Source organism: Chryseobacterium ginsenosidimutans (assembly GCF_024807225.1).
Classification (GTDB): domain Bacteria; phylum Bacteroidota; class Bacteroidia; order Flavobacteriales; family Weeksellaceae; genus Chryseobacterium; species Chryseobacterium ginsenosidimutans.
The window spans coordinates 2,923,821-2,945,397 of record NZ_JANUCO010000001.1; the positions used below are offsets into that span (position 1 = coordinate 2,923,821).

The following is a 21,577-nucleotide window of genomic DNA, read 5'->3' on the forward strand; positions in this document are numbered from 1 at the left end:
TTTTTGAACCATTAAGATTTTATTTAAGGAATTAAGAATAGTAAGTTAGTTTTGCTTTAAGCAATTCAAAATTAACTTCTTAACAAAAATCTTAATGGTTCAAGTAAAAAACTATTTCAAGCTATTCTTCAAAATCTCAGAAACTTTCTCGATTTCCTCCATCGTATTGAAATAATGTGGTGATAATCTTACAATTCCTTGTATATTTTTATTCGTAAAATCAATTAAAGCGGAATTTTTATAGGTTGCAGAAAAAAATACATTATTTTCTTTCAAGACTTTCTGAATATTTTCAAGATCTCCATCCGGACCGGAAAAAGTAACGATACTGCTCAGATTATTTCCTATATCCCAAACTTTGAAGCCATTATTTTTAAGATTTTCTCTTAGTTTTTCGGATACTATTCTGTTGTAATTTTCAATATTCTGTAAACCGATATTGTTTGCATATTTCAAAGCTTCCGTAAAACCAAGCAAAGAAGCGTAAGAGATTTCCCAATGCTCGAATCTTTTTGCTGTTTTAAACAATTCATAATCATTATATTCCGTCCAGTTAGCTCCTCTCATATCCAACAATAAAGGGGCATAATTTTGCTCTAAAATTTTATCCGAAACATATAAAAATCCTGTTCCTCTTGGTCCTCGCATAAATTTTCGTCCAGTTGCGGTCAGGAAATCACAGCCACTTTTTTCAACATCAACTTCCATTTGACCAACCGACTGACAAGCATCAACCAAATACAAAATATCGTATTGTTTGCAAATTTTCCCGACAGCTTCTACATTTTGAATCAATCCGGAATTTGTCGGAATATGGGTTACGGCAACTAATTTTGGTTTATGTTGTCTTATTAGATTTTCGAAATCTTCAAGATCCAGTTCGTTATCTGAAAGATTTTTCGTTCTTATTATTTTTACATTTAATTTTTTTTGTAGTGAAATAAATGTAATCTGATTGGAAATATAATCGTCGACGGTTGTAATAATTACATCTCCTTCTTTGAAAATAATACTCGACAAAGCCTTTGCAAATGCCTCAGTGGCACTTGTTGCAAAAGCTATATTGGATGGTTTACCGTTAATTAATTTCGCTGTTTCATCATAAAATTGTTCTAATAATTCTGCATTTCTTGTGGCAACTTCATATCCTCCGAACTGTTCTTCCTGATGTAAATAATCAACCATTGATTCCACCACGATTTTCGGCATTAAGGATGATCCTGCATTATTTAGAAATATTTTTCCGTCTGATAATCCTTTGATGTCTTGTCTTATTTTATCTGTGTTCATTTTTTTAATTGATATTATATACTTTTTTTAACTAACGTGAACTCGATACATCTTGTAAATAAAATGTGATTTCTCTCAATCTCTGATTGATATCTTTTTTTTATTTTTTTTCTTTGATCAAAGATAAATAAAAACCGCAAAGCACTGGGCTTTGCGGATATTAGATTTACTGTTTTTAATAGTTTAAATTCGGGAGATTTTGTAAGACGAAATAATTACTTAACAACATTAATAACTAATTTAAATAAATATCAATATTTTACAATCCCTATCTTACTTAGATATTTTTTCTAAATTAGAACTTTTTGCCTATATAGAATATTCAATCTTTAATCTACACGTACTATATTGATCGTAAAAGGAGCAGTAATACTGGCTGTTGCCGTCGGAGTCGAACCATAAGTCAACCCTTGAAATGTAAGCGTATTACCTGCTGTCATTTTTACTAATGCAGAATTTATACAAGTAACGGAAGAAACACCGCCTACTGATTCCGCAAGGGTAACTTTTGTATTCATCGATGAATAATCAACCCCGTTTAACGCTATTTTTACAAATCCTAAATATCCGTCAGCACCGTCTTCTGTGGCAGCTCTTTGAGGATAATTTATACTAAAATTAACTTTATATATACCCGTGGCTGCTGCCGTAAAAGTATTTCCTGTAAATTCACTAAGATTATCAAATGTTTCTTTTGCAGCACCTGTATTTGTATTTATATTATTTGCTGTAATGATAATATTTCCCGTCGCTCTTACAGCGCTTATACTAGTAGCATTACGCATCTGTACAACACCGGAACTATTCACCGTCAATGCACTTGTAGCTCCTGAAGAAGGTTGTAAGCCTTCTAGACGTAAAGGATCTGCTGTACTAACAACGTGCAGAGCAGTTGTTGGTGCTGCTGTACCAATTCCCACATTACCTGAAGAACGAATCGTCATTCTTGCTGCGAAATTTGTTTCATTTCTGGTTTGAAACTGTAAGCCTGCATATCCGTTTGTAGCATCTCTGTCAATTCCTACAATTGCTGCTCCTGAAAGACCAGTAATTGAATTTGCAGCAATAAAGTGAATGCCTGCAAACTGGCTATTTGTACCGTTAAAGTTGAAGAGGGTCAAATTCCTAGCTGTCCCTTGTCCGCAAGCAGCTCCGCAATTGTTGATTCCAGCAGACAAAACGTCTAAAGTATTTCCCGGAACAGAATTTACCGCTGAAAGAATTGTGACAGGTGTTGCTGTACCTATTCCCACTTTGTATGGGGAAGAGCTGCCGTCAACAGAAATTCCTGTACCATTTACCGAAAAGCCGGTTACAGCATTCGTATTAAAACCTAATGTATTTGCTCCCTGAGTAACGACTCTGTTATCTGCAAGAGTTCCGTTTGAGTTGTACAAATTAACGGATTCATCATTTACATTTTTCCAAATCGTACCGTTGAAAAAATAATAACCTGCAGATGTAATTTCTACTGTTTGCGCTAAACTAGGAACAGTTCCTGTAGGAGTGGTAGCGCTAGTTACATACACCATCGCTCCTATTTGAGCGGCAGCGTAAGTACCTGCTATTTTTGCTGCCAATTGTTGTCTGGTAATAAGAGGAGCACTGACACCATCTTTAGAACTGGTCGATGCCGCATTCCCTATAATATCTAATGTAACTTGGGGATTTGCGGTGTTAATTCCCATCTGAGCTGAAGCAATAGTGCCCATAGAAAAAAGTACTATTAACGAATAGATTTTTTTTGTCTTCATAGTAAGTGTTTTTTGAAGTTATTAATATAATTATCTATAATTTTTACAAAATATTATTTCGCAATATTTAACGAAATACTTTTTATAATATATTTTGTTTTGAATTTTATAATAAATTAACTAATCCAGACAACAAATATAGTATTATTAAAATGTTCTTTCATTAAAGCAACTGATAATCAAATACATCAAACATACACCATGGTAAAACCTTAATAAATAAGGAATTTTAAAGAAATATCTTTTCCTATCGTAGATTTTTTTTATAAAAAAAGCGGTTAAAATTAATTAAAATTAATCTCTGAAGTGGGAATTTTTTTATTATGAATAGTTTTGCAGTATGCTTATTTTGGGAAATAAAACCCTACAAAGCATAGAAATCAAAGAATTTATATAACTTATGTATACTTATTTACGATCTACAGACGGATTTAAAATAAACGAATGTACCCGCCTTTTATAACTTTTTTAAGGCTAAAAAATCGACGCGAGTCATTACAAAGCCAAACAATTTTGCACAAAAAAATCCCGAAATTACTAATAACGGGATTCATATTTTAAGCTGAATTTATATTAATCTAAAACACTCCAACCTCTTTTCGGATTGTTGTTGTTTGAAACTTCCTGCTCATTAACAATGATATTTTCTTTTCTCTGACCGATGTAATCAAGCTCGCTCAGCTTAGAGAAAATAGTTTCCAGACTTCTCAACATTTGCTGGATATAAACGAAAGGTTCTCCGCAATTGTGATGGTCATAATTAGTTTCTGCAACGATAGAAAGCTGATTTAATAAGGTATGAGGAGCAATTTCACTCCATTCCAAACTGTAATTCAACATTTCCTCCAATTCTGCCGGAACGATAACCTGAGTCGCATTGTACATACGAAGTGCCAGTTTTGCGAAAGATTCGATCAAAAATACAGGCGGTTGATAAGGCGTAATATTTCTGAACTGGAAATACATATCCCCAAACGTATTAATCATCGTATTACACAGATATTTAACATTTTGTGCTAACGCTGTATTTTGGTTCTTATGAGAAGTTTTCTGAATGATTTTAAAAGCATACTGCTGTAAATTCCCGATCGATTTTGCAAAATTATTGTAATAATCCAACAACGCCGGATGACTCTGAATCGACGTACACGGCGGAATAAAATTAGAATCAACCTGAGCAATATTTCCTTTTAAATCTACTTTTCCGATAATCAGATAATTTCCTCCTGAGTAACTGCTGTTCAAAGAAGTTACGGGAAGCAATTCAATATGATGATTGGATTGTGAATTCGGATGTCTTGGCGGAATTTCTTCAGGATCAATATCTCCGAAAGGCACTTTATCAAAAGGATTTACAGAAATTAAAATGTAATATTCTCCATCAGCTTGTTCTTCGTTCATCGATTTTGCCAATGATTTTACGCTTACTCTCCTGTCATTCAATTCAATTCTATAGCCAGCCAAAGTAACTGCACTACAATGTTTTATCACCAACTGAACATCATTTGTTGCCGTATTATGAACATCAAAAATCGTTCGGTCTGTGAATTCGTTTGAAATCGGTAAAAGTCCGTAATTATATGTCGTGATCGCCAACGAATTGGCATCTCTTATGGTATCAATTAAAAAATTATCCTGATCATTAAGATGTCTCTGGGAAACCTTCATCCCGTCAACCCAATTGATGGCAAAATGCTTAATAGGCTGTATCATATTCTATATTTTTAAACTGTGTGTGATTGTGCTTTTCTTACTCCTTCTTCCTCGTGTTGGATTACTCTTTTACAGATAACAACATCGTTTTCTGCAACACTATTTTGGGTAATATCCTGATCGAAATCGATATATTTTCTAAAGCTGAAAAATGATTTTTTCGTATAAAAAATCCAGTAATAAGGCTCTTTTACTTCATCTGAAAGGTGAATGATAGAGTTCGGGTTTTTATGGTTATAATCATCAACTACTCTATAAAACCAGTCTCCGAAAGTTACTCCTGTAGGAAGTGTTTTTGCTTTAATTCTGAATCGGTTTGTATCTTCAAGATTTTTAGTTAATTCAACATTTAATACCATTAATCTGTCAAAATCTGCCCCTTCGAAATCGGGAAGTTTCTGATCGGGTGAATATCTCCATGTCTTATAAATATCAACAGGAATACTGATTAACTGGATGTAGCAATAATGAAAAACTAACGGAACAAGAAAAATAAGGATACTCGTTGCCGCCATAATCGGATATCCTGTTCCTTTACTCATCCAATTGAAAATCAGGTAAAAAAGATACCCTCCGAAACCAATACAAGTTAATGAAAGTATAGATTCAAACAAAATACTTTTTGTAAGAGAATTGAAATGTTTTTTAAAGTACCTGTCGGATAAATTAACATGAATAATACCTAAAACAAGGTAAACGATCTGCGCAATAAGATACCAATAAGGATTAAAAAGATTCCCGGCAAAACCGAAAATTCCAGGAATTGCAAGGCACAAACTGCAAAGCAGAACATATATAATGATGGTTTTGATCTTAATAGCAGGTTTATTCCTTCTGATAATTCCTAGAACTACCATCATAATTACCGCAAATAAAGGCACTAAAATATACCTTAAAAAGATCCCTTTTACTGAAGAAATTTCCATTTGTCTTTTTTCGAATTAATATTTTTATTGGTAAATGTAAATATACTTAAAAATTTTCACAGGAATGTAGAGTAACCGAGCCTGTTTGCATTTCTTTCATCATCTTCCAGCGCAAAAGAATATTCTTTTTTTTCTGTGATAAAATTCTCCTCCACATCCACGCTTACAGGTAAAAAATAATCATACAAAGCCTGAAGAACCTTTCGGAACGGATTGCCATCGATATATTTTTTCATATCCGAATAAGGAATCGGTCCGATGTTCACGACCCAATTTCTCTGTCCGTCCATATGTCTACCACTCGGAATGTACGTCACACCTAATCTGGAATTTCCCAGCAGCATAGAATCGTCTTCCTGTTCCTTTCCGTCGATAATATTCGGAGAAAAAGTAATCTCAACCGGAATCTGCAAAAATGCACTCATACATCTTTCAAACCATTTTTTATCGCCTCTTATCTGATGAAAAAACGGTAAAATATAAATGAAAATATAGGCATTTTGTTTGTCCAGCATCTTGATCAAAGGCCAAAGCTCGCTCATTGTATCCAACAAAGAATCGGTGTCGCTTGTAATTTCAAAATCAAATTCCTTAAGCAAAGCACTGATTTCGGTGAAAAATATTTCAAGCTCAAATGGTTTGAAAAATTTTCTTGCGTCTTCTTCTACTTTTTTTTGTTTGCGGATTTCGCGGACAACATTTTCAACATTTTTTCTGGACGCTCCCAATGATGGCGGATGAAACAAACCTTCCGGAAGATAATCGTAAATACCTTCTCGATATGTCTCTATCGTGAAAACTTCTTCGTCAAAACCTAGATAATTACTCGAAATACTTTTAATATCCTTTAAATAAGCTCTGTCATTGATCCCGATTCTCTCAATGAAAATATTGCTTACCGCCCTTTGATACTTCAAAAGATTCACTGCCACAGCTTCAGCCTTGAAATCTGTCTGCAGCTTATTGTAATTCATATCTACAATATTATTTTCATACATGGTTTTTGTTGTGATTTTGGCTTGTAAAAGTAATATATCTCAAATTATTGAAAAAATATTTTCCTGTTTAAATTTATTCTAAAAATACTAATTTATTAACAGTAAAAACAATAATAAAAGGCATAAACCGTAAAAATACGGAAAATTGAAATTCTAATTAAACCTAATGATAAGAAAATAAATGTTTTACGCTGTATTTTAATTTTCAGTTAAATTTATAAACCTCTTACCGTAATCCTCTTCGCAACTTTAAATTTAACTGTATCTTTGCACCCTGAAAATGTTATTTACAATGAAAAGTATTTATTCTAAAATTCTGATTTTAGCATTCATTACATCTTCGCTTTATTCTTATGCATGGGGATTGACGGGGCACAGAATTATCGCAGAAATTGCAGAAAATCATCTTTCCGGAAAGGCAAGAAGAGAGATCAAAAAAATTATGGGCAGAGAACGTCTTGCTTATTGGGCAAACTGGCCGGATTTCATCAAATCTGACACTACAGGTGCATGGAAAGAAGCTTCAGCTTGGCATTATGTAAACATCGATCCTCAAACTGATTTTAAAGTTTTTGAAGAGAAATTAAAAGCTCAGGCTGGTCCGAGTTTATACACTCAGGTGAAGACTTTGTCGAGCCAGATTAAGGACGAAAAAACTTCTGAAAAAGACAGAAAAATAGCTTTGATTTTCCTTATTCATATGATGGGAGATTTGGCACAACCTTTACACGTTGGAAGAGCTGAAGATTTAGGAGGAAATAAAATTAACGTTACTTATTTTGGAGAAAAAACAAATTTGCACTCAGTTTGGGACGGTAAATTAATAGATTCTCAAAAATACAGCTATACTGAATATGCTACGCTTTTAGATATTAAATCGGATGATGAAGTAAAGCAGATTCAGACAGGAACTTTGGAAGACTGGTTGTATGATTCTCATAAAATTGCGAATAAAATCTATGCACAGACTCCAAATGAGTCAAAACTGGCTTACGATTATCAGTACAAATTTAATGATACAGTAGAAAGACAGCTTCTTTACGGAGGTTTGAGACTTTCAAAACTGTTGAATGATTTGTTTTAATATAGTTGATAGTTGCTGGTTTTTAGCTGATCGTCAAACTTAAAATTTATAGAAGCGGAACTTTTGTTTCGCTTTTTTTGTTTTTAAAATTTTGCACTGAATACTATTTCCATACAATTTGTCATGCTGAAAGCATCTAGGCTTGAATCTTTCCAGAATATTCTTTAATTCTATATTTAAATGCTTTTAGTGTAACAAAGTTCTTACAAAATTAAATTTATAGGTTGGCTTTAAAACAGTCGCAAATTCCTAGCCCCGATTGAAGCGACATCCTTTTTTGTTGCGGGTGGAGCGAAGCGGAAGCCGTAACAAAAAAGATACAGCGGAAAGCGGGAAATTGCTCCTTAAAAAATAATAAAAGTACAATTCGACGAAGTCAAATAGCTTCAAATAAAAAGAATTTACAAGAAAATAGTTCTCAGTAGGATTTTTAAAATCTACTCAAAGTCAATCAAAAATCGCTATTTTGTGACATGAGATCGATAATTTACAACTATTTTTTCAATCCAAAATTAATTAAATGAAAAATTATTGAAACAAGTGTAACCTTTTTACCTTTTGAAACGTATAATAAGTAGAAACTCTTTTTGAGGATATAATAGATGAGACAATTAAAAATCACTAAGCAGGTTACCAACAGGGAGACTGCTTCATTAGACAAGTATTTGCAGGAAATTGGTAAAGTGGAACTAATTACTGCGGACGAAGAGGTAGATTTGGCACAAAGAATTCGTGCAGGCGACAGAGCAGCATTAGAGAAATTAATAAAAGCCAACCTTCGTTTCGTAGTATCAGTATCTAAGCAGTACCAAAATCAAGGTCTTTCTTTACCCGATTTGATTAATGAAGGTAACTTAGGACTGATGAAGGCGGCAAAAAGGTATGATGAAACAAGAGGTTTCAAATTTATCTCTTACGCGGTTTGGTGGATTCGTCAGTCGATTTTACAAGCTTTGGCAGAACAGTCGAGAATTGTAAGATTGCCGTTGAACAAAATCGGTTCCATCAATAAGATCAATAAAGCTTACGCTCACCTTGAGCAGGAAAACGAAAGACCACCTTCTCCGGAAGAATTGGCTGAAGTTCTTGACATGAGTGAGGAAGATATTAAAGAATCTATGAAAAACTCCGGTAGACACTTGTCTATGGATGCGCCTTTGGTAGAAGGTGAAGATTCTAATCTTTATGATGTATTGCGTTCTGGAGAATCTCCAAGTCCGGATAAAGATTTGATGCTTGAATCTCTTCAAATTGAAATTGAAAGAGCATTGAATACTTTGACTCCTAGAGAGGCTGATTTGGTAAGATTATACTTCGGATTGAACGGAAAACATCCAATGACTTTAGAGGAAATCGGTGAAACTTTCGATCTTACAAGAGAGAGAGTTCGTCAGATCAAAGAAAAAGCGATTAAGAGATTGAAACACAATACCAGAAGTAAGATTTTGAAGTCTTATTTGGGTAAATAAAATTTTAACGTAAAATTTACTAGGCGGAGCTTGATTTTCAGGCTCCGCTTTTTTATTTTTGTTAGATTATGGAAATCTATTTTATTTTTGCAGGAATGCTTTGTTTTGCAATATTCGGAAATCTTGGAATTCACCTTTATTATAAAAGAAAACATGAAAATTTTTTCCAAACATTAAAAGGCAAAAATTACACCTTATTTCAAAAGCTGGATATGGAAATGGAATCTTCTACCAAGCTTTCATTCAGTTATCAATTTAATAAAACAGATGTGATTATTTTAGATAATGAAATTTTCCTTTTGATTTTTACTAAACCTTTCAAACAGGCACAGCCAATTTTACAAATAAGTAACAGCAATGAAATTTTTCCATTTGTATCCAGAAAAATTACTTTCGATTCAAAATTTAGAGTAAATGGAAAACTTAGAATAATGGGAAGTTTTGGATCAGATATAGCAAATGGAAAATATAAAATATTCATAGATTTTAATAAAACAGATTTTGATTTAAATTCTATTCTTTAACTTTCTACAAAGATTTTTAAAGTATATTTAGTACATAATTTGACATATAAAATGGATATAATTCCTATAAAAAATAACCTTTACTATTAAAAACCATGAAAAAAATACTTCTTACATCTACTCTATTTTTATTACTATTTTCTTGTCAGGAAAATAAACCTGCCGATACAGATATTGTTGAACAAGCTGCAAAAAATACAGAATCAAGTTTTCCTATAAAACGAATGAGCAAATCTGAAGCGATAATTGATGGAATATATTCTGAAAAAATTAAAGATGACGAAAAACTTAAAGACCTAAACAACAGATTTTTATCCTTGCAGAATGACAGTAAAATCATGAAAGATCTTTATGATGACATTACAAAATCGTCTGAAAATTATTATTCTGATGCAGAAAGAAGGACAAAAAATATTATGGATTCTGCTTTACAAAAAGAAGTTTTAAATCTTTTAAAAAACAGTTCAGAAAAATATGATATTAAAATCAATAAACTGAATGCACTAAAGATTCAGATCAATCTCAATCTTATGAGACTTACTTCTTTTTATGATGCTTTTAAAATTAAAAAAACGCTTCCCGAAATCGAAAATTATCAGGAAACACATCCTTTGGAAACTGACAGTTTAGAGAATTTCATTAATAAGCAAAATCAATTATTGAACGAATTGAAAAATTTAAAATAATGAATTCCATCTCAATAATCGGAGCCGGAATCGGTGGTTTGACGCTGGGAAATATTCTGAAACAGCACCATCTAGACTTTACCATTTACGAATCTGCCCCGGAAATAAAACCTGTCGGAGCCGGAATCATGATGGCTGTAAACGCCATGCAAATCTTTGATAAACTTGGTTTAAAAGAGAAAATTGAAAATGCAGGAAATAAAATTAATGGGATTTCGATTACGGATGAAAGTTTTAAACTTATCTCAAATACCAATGTTCTTGAATTGGAAAAGAAGTACAATTCCTGCAATGTAGCCATTCACAGAGCGGAACTGCAAAAGATTTTAGCAGAAAGTATCGGCGTCGAAAATATTAAACTCAATCATTCCTTAAACACCATTCAGAAAAAGGAAAATTATGTCTTACAATTTGAAAACGAAACTACAATTGAAAGTAAAATCGTTTTCGGAGCAGACGGAATTCACTCTAAGATAAGAAATCAGATTTTCAAAACAGGAAAAATCCGGAATGCAAAACAAATATGTTGGCGTGGATTAGTAGACTTCGAATTGCCCGAAAAATACCATCATGAAGCTTTTGAACTGTGGGGAAAAGGTAAACGTTTCGGTTTTGTAAGACTTTCAAATAAAAAAGTATATTGGTATGCCCTGATTAATAAAGGAAATCATAAATTTAATTCAAGTGTAATCGATTATTTTTATGATTTTGATCCTTTAGTTTTAAATATTCTTGAATCAACTTTAGAAAAGAACATTATTCTCAACGATATTATCGACCTCTCGCCTATTCCAAAATGGTATTCTGAAAACCTTTGTTTAATCGGCGATGCAGCTCATGCAACGACTCCAAATATGGGACAAGGCGCTTGTCAGGCAGTTGAAGATGCTTACGTTATTGGAAAATTATTAGAGAAAAATAAAGATTTCAATACTGTTTTTAAAGAATTTCAGGAAATCAGAAGAAAAAAAGTTGATTATATTGTCAATACGAGCTGGAAAATAGGGCAAATTTCTCAATGGGAAAATGGAAATTCTCTGCGAAATTTCTTGATGAGATTAATTCCGGAAAGTGTAAATCAGAAATTGGTTGAGAAAGTTATTCAACTGGAAATGTGATTTTATTTTTCCCACAGATTACACGGATTTGCACAGATGATTGCGTAAAATTCTTTTTCAATCAGCCTTGTCAAGGTTTAAACCTTGACAAGGCTTTCCAAATGCGATACTTTTAATTTCTGTAAGAAGAAATTATGCGCAATCATCTGTGCAAATCCGTGTAATCTGTGGGAGATAAAAAAAGACTGCCTCAAATTGACAGTCTTTATATTAATAAGTCAAAGTAATTCCGGCTCCCCATCCCATTTCGTTATCATAATTCCCGGAAACAGATACATATTTCTGTAAAATATAACGTAATCCCGTATTAAATTCACCATCAGAATTCACGGTGAAATTTCCTCTCAATCTTCGAGAAAGCGGAATATCTTCCCGGCTAAATTCCAATAGAACCTTTCCGTTTTGGTCAACACTTGCATCTGCTGTCACCAACATAGGCAAAAGATATTGCATACCGACAATTGCCGTTGCTTTACTTTTAGAAGCCTTTTGCTGTCCAAACCAGGTTTTCTTTCCGTGAAAATCTTCATCCATTTCTTCCGCCATTTTTCTTTCCATAATTTCATGATTTTTCTGAATTCTGAAACCTGCATACGGTAAAGCCCATTGAAATTTACCTAAAAATCTTCCAACTTTAAAATTGCCATCAAAATGATTGAAATCCCAATTCGAATGAAACTCACTTAAATTTGCCCATCTCGGTCCGAACATCGTCATCGTTTCTGCATGAATCTTATTACTCTGAATATCAAGCATCGCCATCGAACTTACCATTCTGTTATCCTTCATAAAATCCTTCCAAGCCAATTTTCTATTCGGAAGTTGCGGATTCGGTGCTGAATTTTCATAACTAAAAATCCTTCCCATTCCCGCCATCATGTGATACAGAATATGACAGTGGAAAAACCAGTCGCCATCTTGGTTGGCTGCAAACTCTATCGTATTGGTTTCCATCGGCATAATGTCGACTACATTTTTTAACGGCGAGTACTCTCCTTTTGAATTAATCAGTCTGAAATCATGACCGTGAAGATGCATCGGGTGTCTCATCATCGAATTATTGTACATCGTAATTCTCAGAATCTCTCCTTTTTTAACCAGAATTTTGTCCGTTTCCGTAACCGTTTTATTGTCTAAAGTCCACAGATAATGGTTCATATTTCCTTCCAGCGTAAATTTCATTTCACGCACGTTTTCTGTCGGAAGAATTGTTTTCTCAGGAGATTTCAACATATTGTAAGACAATCTTTTAAGAGATTTCTCTTCTTTCATATTCATCTCAGAATGATTTGTAGGATCTTCTTTTTCAGAATCTTTAGACTTAATTCCCATCATTTCGTTGATATGTTTCATTGTCATTTTCCGTTGACTTTCAGGAAGTTCAGGATACATCACTTCATTCATATCCATCATTTGATTTCCCATCGTCATATTCATAGGCTTCATATTTCCGCTCATTTCCATCATTCCGTTCATCATTTTCATACCTTCAAAAAGCTTTAGTCTAGGTAAATTCGGAGCTTCTATTTTTTCACCGGAACCTAACCAAAGTGAAGCATGACCGATTCTGTCTTCCGACGTCGCACGAAATTCAAAGCTTTTATTCTCAGGAATTGTGACTTCAATATCATACGTTTCGGAAACTCCGACAATCAAACGATCGACTTCCGCAGGAACAACATCATTCCCGTCATTTCCGATTACTTTTATTTTTCCGCCTCCGAAATTCAGCCAAAAATAGGTTGAAGAACCTCCATTGGCAACTCTCAACCGAACTTTATCGCCCGCTTTTAATTGAGGATAATCAGAACTTGGCTGTCCGTTAATGAGGAATTTATCGTAGTAAACGTCGCTCACATCCATTGCTTCCATCCTTTTCCACTCGTTCAACGCTTTCGTCCCAAAATTCCCGGATTTTATCGCTTCCCAGTAGCTTTGAACTGCATTTTTCTTAATTGCGTACCAATCCGTATTCGCCATGTGAAGCCGTCTCGCAATCTGCATCGGATCTTCGTCACTCCAATCTCCCAATAATACAGGAATTTCTTTGGTATAATTCACTTTTGGATCTCCTTCTCTTTTATTGAAAACCAAAATCCCGTTCATCCCGATTTGCTCCTGCAAACCTTCATGAGAATGATACCAATAAGTTCCGTTTTGAGAAATTTTAAATGTATACAAATGTGTTTCACCCGGCTTTACAGGCTTTGTCGTTAAATAAGGAACTCCGTCATGTTCGTTCGGTAAAATCACGCCGTGCCAATGAAAACCTGTATTTTCTTTTAACATATTGTGAAGATAAATTTCGGCGGTATCGCCTTCCGTAAAATATAAAGTCGGAGCCTGTAATTTTCCGTTGACAGCAATTGCTCTGCGATTTTTCCCTGTAAAATTGACAATCGTATCTTTTACATATAAATCGTAACGAACCGTTTTTCCTCCAAAACTTACTTTCCCGTTTTCAGAATTTCTTTTTAAAACAGATTTTTCTTCTTTCTGATTTTCAACAACTTCCTTATTTGAATTTTCTTTTTCTACCAAATCCATTCCGCATTTCGGGCATTTTCCGGGTTTGTTTGAAGTCACTTCCTGATGCATCGGACAAGCGTACATTATTTGGGACTGAGATTCAATTTTGGGTAAAGCTTTAGTTTGATTTTTAGCATTTAAAACGGACGTAATTTTAGGACCATTTTTCGCTTTATTTACTTTAATTTCAATCTTAGCCTTGGTTTTATTTTTAATTTCTACTTGCTTTGATTCTATTTTTGGAGATAATTTTATCTGCGGTTTTGCAATAACTTTAGGTTTTATAACAACCGTTTTTTTCACCAACGTCATTCCGCATTTTGGGCAATCTCCGGGTTTTGAAGAAACGATTTCACGATCCATCGGACAAGTAAAAAACGTTTTTGTAGTTTGTGAAAAACTGGAAAAATAGAACAAAAGCATCAGAAATATGAGTATTTTTTTCATAATATTCCGAGGTTTTGAAGTTGTATAGTTTAAATTATTGCTGAATTTTTAACGTAAAAAGCGCAAATATTTTCTTGAATGATTGAGAATATTTCTCGTTCTTAAAGAATTTTCATTTAGCAAAGACTTCAAATCATTATTTAAAGTTAATTCTAACTTAAACTATACAACTTATTATTTTAAAGATAAATAAGAATATTATTTAATCGTCGACTTTACATTTCCGCATGAAAGCATAGACTTTCCGTAATAAGGATTGATGATTTTTGATTCGTCGCTTAGCCAACTTCCATCAGCCATCGGACAATACTGAACATAGATTGGGTTTTCAGAAAGTTTAAATTCTTTCGTCAAAGCAATCATATTATCCGAAAGGTTCATAAACGTTTCTCTTTGAGCGCTTATATTTCTTGCTTCCGAAATTGTGGTGGCATCTTTTCTAAGAATATTTAAATTACCTTCAGAAACCTGTTTAACATCGATTGCTGAAGCCGTCTTAATAAATTCTGTTGCCGCTTTTGAGGTTTTATCTGCATCGTCGGAAGCTAAAGCCGATTTTATCGCAATATAATTCTGATAAAGCTTAGAAACCTGTCCATCTTTTTTAGACTGTGCTGAAAGTGAAATAATTGAAAATAAAGAGAATACTGCTGTAATGATATATTTTTTCATTGTTTTAAATTTTAGAATGAATAGATTTTTAATAAAGAATTGTTTAAAAATATCGCATCATGCGACAAAACATGTCGTTCGTAATGATAAGGAAATCAAACGACTGACGAATTCTAAATTCTAAAATTACAATGATTAATAAAGATCGGAACCGACCGATTTTCCGGTGGTGCATTAATCTGAATCTGCGTGAATTTTGTAGCCGAAAACGATTGATCTACAAAGAAAAATTCGTGATTTTGAATTTCTGCAATCTGTTTTAAAAAGTCAATTTTAAGAAAATCTGATTTTTGAGAATCATCAACTTTTACAATTTTGATTTCTGTTTTGCAACAGTCTTTTTTCGTTTTAACACCGCATTTACTGCAGATATTATCAACTTTCTGGCTCACAGAAGCAAATTCTTCCATACAATAATGAACGCTAAAAACCGCCCCGGAAGAAAATCCGAAGTAGAAAATAGAGAATAATATGGCGAGAATCTTTTTCACTGAGACAAAGGTAAAAATAACTTTGATATGGATGTTATAGAATTTTGTATTGTTGTTATAAAATTTGGAAAATAAAAAAAACTCCTGAGATGTTCAGGAGTTCTTGTTTATTTTATTTTTCCCACGGATTGCACAGATTTTCACAGATGATTGAGAATATTTTATTTTTTCTAAATCTGAAATCTGTTAAATGCAACCTGTTCTTATTTAATTTTAAATTCAAGCTTTACATTAAAGAAACGCCCTGTTAAACGTACCGGAACAGGATACATCAAATTTGTATTCGCATCTGTAATCCATTGATTGGCAACCGTGTTTCTGATATTGAAAGCATTGAAAACCTGTACTCCTAAAGTTAATTCATCAAAATTACCCCAGAAACCGTACGTTTTTTTGTTTTCTTTTCTATCGATAAATACTTTTGAAAGTCCTATATCCACTCTTTTATACGAAGGCAATGTTTTCTGATAAGTATAACCTGCCAAATAATCGATCTGCCTGTCTTCGTCCAAAACAATTGGCGATCCTGTTGGCAATCCCATTGCATAAACCAAGGTAAGATTGACACGCATTGAAGGGAATCTCGGCATATAATCCTGATAGAACATCGCAAATCTTAACCTCTGATCGGTCGGTCTCGGAATATCTCCTTTCCCGTCAATATTTTCATAAATTCTGGCGTAACTTGCAGATAACCAAGAATCAACACCCGGAACAAATTCTCCGAATAATCTTGTATCAATTCCGTACGCGTAACCTGAAGCATTATTTTTTCCTGAATATCGGATCCTCACATTATCCATAAAATACGGAATCAGATCATTCATTTTTTTGTAATACAATTCTGTCGTAAGCTTAAACGGACGATCATCAAATTCGAATTCATAATCATTTGCCAAAATAGCCTGAATTGATCGCTGAGATTTTATATTCGGATTAAAATTACCATCTAAATCCTTGATTTCCTTATAGAAAGGCGCTTGATAATATACACCTCCCGAAAGTCTGAATAACATATCGGTATCCCAATCCGGTTTTACAGCAAATTGTGCTCTTGGAGAAAAAATAGTTTCATTATTAAAGCTCCAGTGTGAAACTCTTGCTCCCGCATTTATAAATACCTTATTGCTTCCCCACAAAAACTTCTGAGAATATTGCGCATACGCCGACATTCTTGTAGGCTCGATATGATTATTTCCTGAAATATTATAATACAAATTAAGATCAGGCGGATTTCTAGGATCAATAAGAGCCGAAATCGGTGTGCTATACCCTGCAGAATCTACTAATTTCCATTCGTTGGTAAGATCTTTCAGGTTTTCTTTTTCGTATTTAAATCCAACTTCAATATCCGTATTCACATTGGGTGAAAAACGGGTTCTGAACTGCGTTCCGTACGTTCTTACAAACAAATCGTTTCGTGCGTGCTCAATTTGTCCGCCCGTATCATATGACGTCACAGGATCTCCCGTAATAGGATCAAAAGTCTGTAAAACGTAAGCCGAAGCAATGGAATAATATTCTCTTTCACGGTTTTGATACGCAAAAGCATCCAACGTAAATCTCCATTTATCTGACGGTTTATAGTTCATAGAAACCGTTCCCATCATATTTTTATACTTATCATCTTCACGACCGGCATAATTTACAGTAAGATTAATCGGTCTTTGTAAAGAACCAAAATCGATACTTCTTTCCTTCGGAATCATCTCATAATCATTCTGAGAATAATATCCGATGAAAGAAACCGTAAACTTCGGACTGAAATGATAATTCAGATACGTCTGGAAATCCATATATTTAGGATTAAAGTCCGTATCTTCTTTTAACGTATTAAGAACAAGGTTTGTATTTCTGTATCTTCCTGAAAATAAAGCGGTAAACTTTTTATTACCATCCTTATCTTTTCCTGCAGCAAAACCGGTCGTTAATCTTCCTCCAATTAAACTACCTTCTCCTGAAACTTCAAATTTTTCAGGTTCACGATAATAAATATTTAAAGCGGAAGACATTTTATCACCGTATCTCGGTTCAAAACCTCCTGCAGAAAAATTCACTGTTGAAACCATGTCCGGATTAATGATACTCAACCCTTCCTGTTGAGAATTTCTAATCAAGAAAGGTCTGTAAATCTCAATATCATTAATGTAGATAAGGTTTTCGTCATAGTTTCCACCACGAACCATATATTGTGAAGACAGCTCGGTATTTGAGTTTACATAAGGCAAAGTTTTAAGAATCCCTTCAATTCCCCCGGAAATACTCGCCACATTCTGAGCATCTTTTGCTGAAATTTTCACAGCAGTCATGTCATTCGTTTTTCCGGTTACTTTTTTCTGGAAAACGACTTCCTCAATATTGGTGGTTTTCAGAGTATCCTTTTTCTTCCTAACCTGAGAGAATACTAATACGGGAACCATAAGGCTCAATGGTAAAACTAGTTTTTTCAAAAGAAATGCTTTAAAATTTCAAACGTGAATATATAAATTTTATTTTAACTTATTTAAACTTTATTTAACAGTACAAAAACTGAAAACTAAATAATCAATATACTCTACTTCAGACTTTCGTCTCTTATCAGAGGAGTATGGAAAACAATTTCGAATTTTCTAAAAAGTGTTTTTAGTGTTAATTTTTAATTTAAATAAATTAACTGAAGAGAATTATAAAATCGCTTCTCTTACTCTTGTCAATTTCTGTAACAAATCTTCTAAAAGGTCTAATCTTAGCATGTTTGCACCATCAGATAAAGCGGTTTCGGGAGTCGGATGAGTTTCGATGAAAATTCCATCCGCACCTACTGCGATTCCTGCTTTGGCAACTGTTTCAATAAGATCCGGTCTTCCTCCAGTTACTCCGGAACTTTGGTTTGGCTGTTGTAAAGAATGCGTAACATCCAGAATTACAGGCGCATAATTTCTCATTGTAGGAATTCCTCTGTAATCAACAATTAAATCGGTGTAACCAAAAGAATTTCCTCTTTCTATAATCGCAACTCTCGGATTATCAGAATCTGTAACCTTCTGAACAGCGAATTTCATGGATTCAGGAGAAAGAAATTGTCCTTTTTTTAATGAAACACATTTTCCTGTTTTTGCAGCGGCAATCAAAAGATCTGTCTGACGCACCAAAAATGCCGGAATCTGCAGAACATCAACATATTGAGCAGCCAAAGCAGCATGGTCATTTTCGTGAATATCTGTCGTGGTCGGAATATTGAAAGTTTCACCAACTTTTTTAAGGATTTCCAAAGATTTTTCTTCACCAATCGTCGTAAAAGAATCTACTCTGCTTCTGTTGGCTTTTTTGAAACTTCCTTTGAAAATATAGGGAATATTATATTTATTGGTTAATTCTACCACTTTTTCAGCGATTCTTAGCGCCATATCTTCGCCTTCAATAATACACGGTCCGGCAATTAAGAAAAAGTTTTTTGAATCTTTGTGATGAATATTATCTAAATATTGAATCATTTTTATTTTAATTATAAAGTTCAGTAAAAATACTGAGAAAGTTCGGAAATCCGAAATTATTTGAAAGCTTTAACAGACTATGGTTGCAATAGTTTTATTCTTTTGGATTTTTATTTTAGGGATGCTTCGACTGCTTCGTGCTCCTTTAGATTTGTCTAAGCATCTTTTTTATTCTCGCAGATTTGGCAGATGACGCAGATTTTTTTTAATTTTTTGTCGTTAAGTTTAACGCAAACTTCTGCGTAATCTCCTAAATCTGCGAGAGAATATCAAATCAAAACTTCTTTAAAATCTTCTCAAAAGTATTAATATTTCTGCTTGTAAATTGATCTTTCAAGCTTTTCTTGCCTAAAATTTTACCAAAAGTAGAATCCAGTGTATTTCCCTTTGGAATTTGCCAATAGAAAATAGTATTGACAATTTTTGCGCCTTCATTTTCTGTTTTTGAGGCGCTTTCGAATTCTCTCATTAAAATATTCTCAATTCCGTCAGTTCCGACGAAGGTATAGGAATGAAGATCTTCATTTTTTTCAAAAGGATTCCCGTTCCAGAAATTTTCTATTTCTTCCTGAGATTTTACGAATAAAAATGCTTCATAAGAAAAATGATCAGACATTGCTTTTTCAAGGATTTTTTTTAATTCATCGGCTTTTTTATCCGACGAAAAAACAATATTTCCGGAAGCTAAAATCGAAATCACCTCTTCCATTCCCGCATCTTTGAAAACCTGACAGACTTCCGCCATTTTCATGTTGGTTCCTTTTACGTTGACGCCGCGGAGAAAAGCACAGTATTTCATAGTTGTTGGAGAATTTTAGAGTATTAGAGTTTGAGTGTTTTGGAGTTGGTGAGTCTTGAAAATAAAGTAAACTTCAAACATCCAACTTCTGTCTTCCAGCCCAATTTAATCAACTCTTTCGTACAAATTATAATCTGTTCCGGAAGGTTTTAAAATATAAATTTTTTCTAAGATTTTATTATCACTTTTCAGATGATCTTTTACCCGGAATTCTTTTAATAATTTATAATGAATTTTAAAATATTCCGCATCTTTTTTTGAATATAAATCGTCGTAAGAAAGCAGATATTTCGGTTTCCTTTTTTTGACAGTATTGATCCAGAAATTGGGTTTATCTTTTTTAATTTCTTCCTGAACTCCTTTATCGACCAAACCAACTTCATCAATCGTTTTTAAGCCCGAAAAATAAGGAACATAACCTGCAGGCTCTAATAAAATCCATTGTTTTTTATCTTTTTCATATTGATTTAAAAATACTCCGATGGTTCTTCGGTAATTCCATTCTCCGTTTCCGGTTGCGATAGAATGTATTGTTTGAAAAGCCAACATTGGAATAATGTAAACCACGATTAATAAAGATAACCATAAGTTTTTTTTAACCTTTTGCTCTAAAACAAAAATTAAAATCGGGACAAAAAGTAAGATCTGCGGAACCCAATAATACCAATCGAAAAGGCTTTTCTGAGAAAGGAAAATCAACTGTTTTACCCATCCGAAAATGAAGATCATCCAAAGGAAGTAGTTTCTTTTTTCTCTTTGTCTTACCAAATAAATGAAACATAATATTTCGAAAATCAATAATAAAATGGTCAGTGGATTGAAGTCTCCCGGAAGTTTCAGCATTCCCCAAAAGTTTCCGAAATTTAATCTGAAATACTCTACATTTTGTTCCAATGTAAAATGTTTATCATAAGCCAGTTTTTTAGCAACAATCGTATTATTAACGATCTCGCCAAAATAAAACCAGTTGAAAGCCAAAGCCGTCGAAACTCCTAAAATTCCACCTAAAATATAGCTCCATTTTATTTTTTTAGTCCAGAATACATCAACCAAAAAGATAATTCCTAAGAAAATAACGGTATCAATTCTCGTGAATAGAATTAAGATCGGCAAGATGATAAAAGCCCATTTTTTACCTTTATTAAAGCCATAATACAACAAAGCCATTTCTAAAAAGAAAAGAATTCCGTATTCCATTCCGAGGATTGAAATTTTTATGGCGGGAGGTAAAATTCCAACTAAAAATATAAAGATTGCTTTATGCCAGACATTTTTTAAAACCAAATGCGAAAGCAGCAAAGTACCTATTGTAAAAAGTATCGAATTAAAGATAAGAATCGGCTCAATAAAGTTCTCTTTTCCGAAAATTACATTAAAAAACCAGGAAACAAAAACGTATAAATGAGTGGTAGATGCAGAGATTTTCGTCGCCCCGTTGAACCCGATTACTCCGTAATCCAAAAGGTTTTGGGCGACTCTCCATGTGATGAAGGCATCTTCCTGAATGTAGTGTGTTAATAAAAATAATAGTTTAAAAACGACTGTAACAGCTACAGCATAAATTGGGATTTTGGTGTTTTTTTTCTCTGCCATTGTGCTTCTTT

At 33.5% G+C, this 21,577-nt stretch carries 17 protein-coding genes; 5 read left to right on the plus strand and 12 right to left on the minus strand.

The features are described from left to right. Positions 1 to 111 precede the first annotated feature (111 nt). The 5 genes from J3D55_RS13785 to J3D55_RS13805 form a co-directional block, all read right to left on the minus strand. Positions 112 to 1,290: an aminotransferase class V-fold PLP-dependent enzyme gene (locus J3D55_RS13785; protein ID WP_259131960.1), complete on the minus strand. Its 1,179-nt coding sequence runs from the start codon at positions 1,288 to 1,290 to the stop codon at positions 112 to 114. Between the two features lie 329 nt (positions 1,291 to 1,619). Further along, positions 1,620 to 3,044, minus strand: coding sequence for a phage tail-like protein (locus J3D55_RS13790; RefSeq protein ID WP_259131961.1), 1,425 nt, complete (start codon positions 3,042 to 3,044; stop codon positions 1,620 to 1,622). 573 nt (positions 3,045 to 3,617) lie between these two features. Further along, a complete protein-coding gene (locus J3D55_RS13795) occupies positions 3,618 to 4,757 on the minus strand; it encodes a hypothetical protein (RefSeq protein ID WP_259131962.1) in 1,140 nt (379 codons plus the stop codon). A gap of 11 nt (positions 4,758 to 4,768) precedes the next feature. Then, complete coding sequence (locus tag J3D55_RS13800; protein ID WP_259131963.1) at positions 4,769 to 5,683, minus strand: TssN family type VI secretion system protein; 915 nt, start codon at positions 5,681 to 5,683, stop codon at positions 4,769 to 4,771. Between the two features lie 56 nt (positions 5,684 to 5,739). Then, positions 5,740 to 6,681 carry a type VI secretion system baseplate subunit TssG gene (locus J3D55_RS13805; protein ID WP_259131964.1) on the minus strand — a complete coding sequence of 314 codons (942 nt, stop codon included), beginning with the start codon at positions 6,679 to 6,681 and terminating at the stop codon, positions 5,740 to 5,742. Between the two features lie 292 nt (positions 6,682 to 6,973). On the opposite strand from J3D55_RS13805, the gene J3D55_RS13810 reads away from it, so the two are divergent. From J3D55_RS13810 to J3D55_RS13830, 5 genes are all read left to right on the plus strand, one after another. Further along, on the plus strand, positions 6,974 to 7,765 hold the full coding sequence (locus J3D55_RS13810) for a S1/P1 nuclease (RefSeq protein WP_259131966.1): 792 nt from the start codon (positions 6,974 to 6,976) through the stop codon (positions 7,763 to 7,765). A gap of 602 nt (positions 7,766 to 8,367) precedes the next feature. After that, on the plus strand, positions 8,368 to 9,234 hold the full coding sequence (locus J3D55_RS13815; RefSeq protein ID WP_027385416.1) for a sigma-70 family RNA polymerase sigma factor: 867 nt from the start codon (positions 8,368 to 8,370) through the stop codon (positions 9,232 to 9,234). 68 nt (positions 9,235 to 9,302) lie between these two features. Then, positions 9,303 to 9,758, plus strand: coding sequence for a hypothetical protein (locus tag J3D55_RS13820; protein ID WP_259131972.1), 456 nt, complete (start codon positions 9,303 to 9,305; stop codon positions 9,756 to 9,758). Between the two features lie 95 nt (positions 9,759 to 9,853). Beyond that, entirely contained in the window at positions 9,854 to 10,444 is a 591-nt protein-coding gene (locus J3D55_RS13825) for a hypothetical protein (protein ID WP_259131973.1), read from the plus strand. After that, positions 10,444 to 11,562, plus strand: coding sequence for an FAD-dependent monooxygenase (locus J3D55_RS13830; protein WP_259131974.1), 1,119 nt, complete (start codon positions 10,444 to 10,446; stop codon positions 11,560 to 11,562). Before J3D55_RS13825 ends, J3D55_RS13830 begins: the two co-directional genes overlap by 1 nt. Positions 11,563 to 11,772: 210 nt before the next feature. On the opposite strand, the gene J3D55_RS13835 is transcribed toward J3D55_RS13830, so the two are convergent. The 7 genes from J3D55_RS13835 to J3D55_RS13865 all read right to left on the minus strand — a co-directional run bounded on the left by J3D55_RS13835 (position 11,773) and on the right by J3D55_RS13865 (position 21,566). Then, the gene (locus tag J3D55_RS13835; protein ID WP_259131975.1) at positions 11,773 to 14,538 is read right to left on the minus strand and encodes a multicopper oxidase domain-containing protein; all 2,766 of its coding nucleotides are present in this window, start codon (positions 14,536 to 14,538) and stop codon (positions 11,773 to 11,775) included. Between the two features lie 198 nt (positions 14,539 to 14,736). Continuing rightward, positions 14,737 to 15,210, minus strand: a complete 474-nt coding sequence (locus tag J3D55_RS13840) for a DUF3347 domain-containing protein (RefSeq protein ID WP_259131976.1) — start codon at positions 15,208 to 15,210, stop codon at positions 14,737 to 14,739. Positions 15,211 to 15,323: 113 nt separating this feature from the next. After that, positions 15,324 to 15,701 carry an HYC_CC_PP family protein gene (locus J3D55_RS13845; protein WP_259131978.1) on the minus strand — a complete coding sequence of 126 codons (378 nt, stop codon included), beginning with the start codon at positions 15,699 to 15,701 and terminating at the stop codon, positions 15,324 to 15,326. A 203-nt stretch (positions 15,702 to 15,904) separates the two neighbouring features. After that, positions 15,905 to 18,151 (minus strand): TonB-dependent receptor plug domain-containing protein, encoded by a 2,247-nt coding sequence (locus J3D55_RS13850; protein WP_259131980.1) that lies wholly within the window; start codon positions 18,149 to 18,151, stop codon positions 15,905 to 15,907. Positions 18,152 to 18,364: 213 nt separating this feature from the next. Further along, positions 18,365 to 19,174 (minus strand): 3-deoxy-8-phosphooctulonate synthase, encoded by an 810-nt coding sequence (kdsA, locus tag J3D55_RS13855; protein WP_259131982.1) that lies wholly within the window; start codon positions 19,172 to 19,174, stop codon positions 18,365 to 18,367. 274 nt (positions 19,175 to 19,448) lie between these two features. Next, entirely contained in the window at positions 19,449 to 19,973 is a 525-nt protein-coding gene (locus tag J3D55_RS13860) for a DUF1697 domain-containing protein (protein ID WP_259131984.1), read from the minus strand. 105 nt (positions 19,974 to 20,078) lie between these two features. Next, entirely contained in the window at positions 20,079 to 21,566 is a 1,488-nt protein-coding gene (locus J3D55_RS13865; protein WP_259131986.1) for a DUF8728 domain-containing protein, read from the minus strand. Positions 21,567 to 21,577: the final 11 nt, after the last annotated feature.

What these genes read in the sequence shown, in the direction of transcription:
- J3D55_RS13785 (WP_259131960.1), bottom strand. Translation starts at nt 1,290, where the DNA reads ATGAACACAGATAAAATAAGACAAGACATCAAAGGATTATCAGACGGA.
- J3D55_RS13790 (WP_259131961.1), bottom strand. Translation starts at nt 3,044, where the DNA reads ATGAAGACAAAAAAAATCTATTCGTTAATAGTACTTTTTTCTATGGGC.
- J3D55_RS13795 (WP_259131962.1), bottom strand. Translation starts at nt 4,757, where the DNA reads ATGATACAGCCTATTAAGCATTTTGCCATCAATTGGGTTGACGGGATG.
- J3D55_RS13800 (WP_259131963.1), bottom strand. Translation starts at nt 5,683, where the DNA reads ATGGAAATTTCTTCAGTAAAAGGGATCTTTTTAAGGTATATTTTAGTG.
- J3D55_RS13805 (WP_259131964.1), bottom strand. Translation starts at nt 6,681, where the DNA reads ATGTATGAAAATAATATTGTAGATATGAATTACAATAAGCTGCAGACA.
- J3D55_RS13810 (WP_259131966.1), top strand. Translation starts at nt 6,974, where the DNA reads ATGAAAAGTATTTATTCTAAAATTCTGATTTTAGCATTCATTACATCT.
- J3D55_RS13815 (WP_027385416.1), top strand. Translation starts at nt 8,368, where the DNA reads ATGAGACAATTAAAAATCACTAAGCAGGTTACCAACAGGGAGACTGCT.
- J3D55_RS13820 (WP_259131972.1), top strand. Translation starts at nt 9,303, where the DNA reads ATGGAAATCTATTTTATTTTTGCAGGAATGCTTTGTTTTGCAATATTC.
- J3D55_RS13825 (WP_259131973.1), top strand. Translation starts at nt 9,854, where the DNA reads ATGAAAAAAATACTTCTTACATCTACTCTATTTTTATTACTATTTTCT.
- J3D55_RS13830 (WP_259131974.1), top strand. Translation starts at nt 10,444, where the DNA reads ATGAATTCCATCTCAATAATCGGAGCCGGAATCGGTGGTTTGACGCTG.
- J3D55_RS13835 (WP_259131975.1), bottom strand. Translation starts at nt 14,538, where the DNA reads ATGAAAAAAATACTCATATTTCTGATGCTTTTGTTCTATTTTTCCAGT.
- J3D55_RS13840 (WP_259131976.1), bottom strand. Translation starts at nt 15,210, where the DNA reads ATGAAAAAATATATCATTACAGCAGTATTCTCTTTATTTTCAATTATT.
- kdsA (WP_259131982.1), bottom strand. Translation starts at nt 19,174, where the DNA reads ATGATTCAATATTTAGATAATATTCATCACAAAGATTCAAAAAACTTT.
- J3D55_RS13860 (WP_259131984.1), bottom strand. Translation starts at nt 19,973, where the DNA reads ATGAAATACTGTGCTTTTCTCCGCGGCGTCAACGTAAAAGGAACCAAC.
- J3D55_RS13865 (WP_259131986.1), bottom strand. Translation starts at nt 21,566, where the DNA reads ATGGCAGAGAAAAAAAACACCAAAATCCCAATTTATGCTGTAGCTGTT.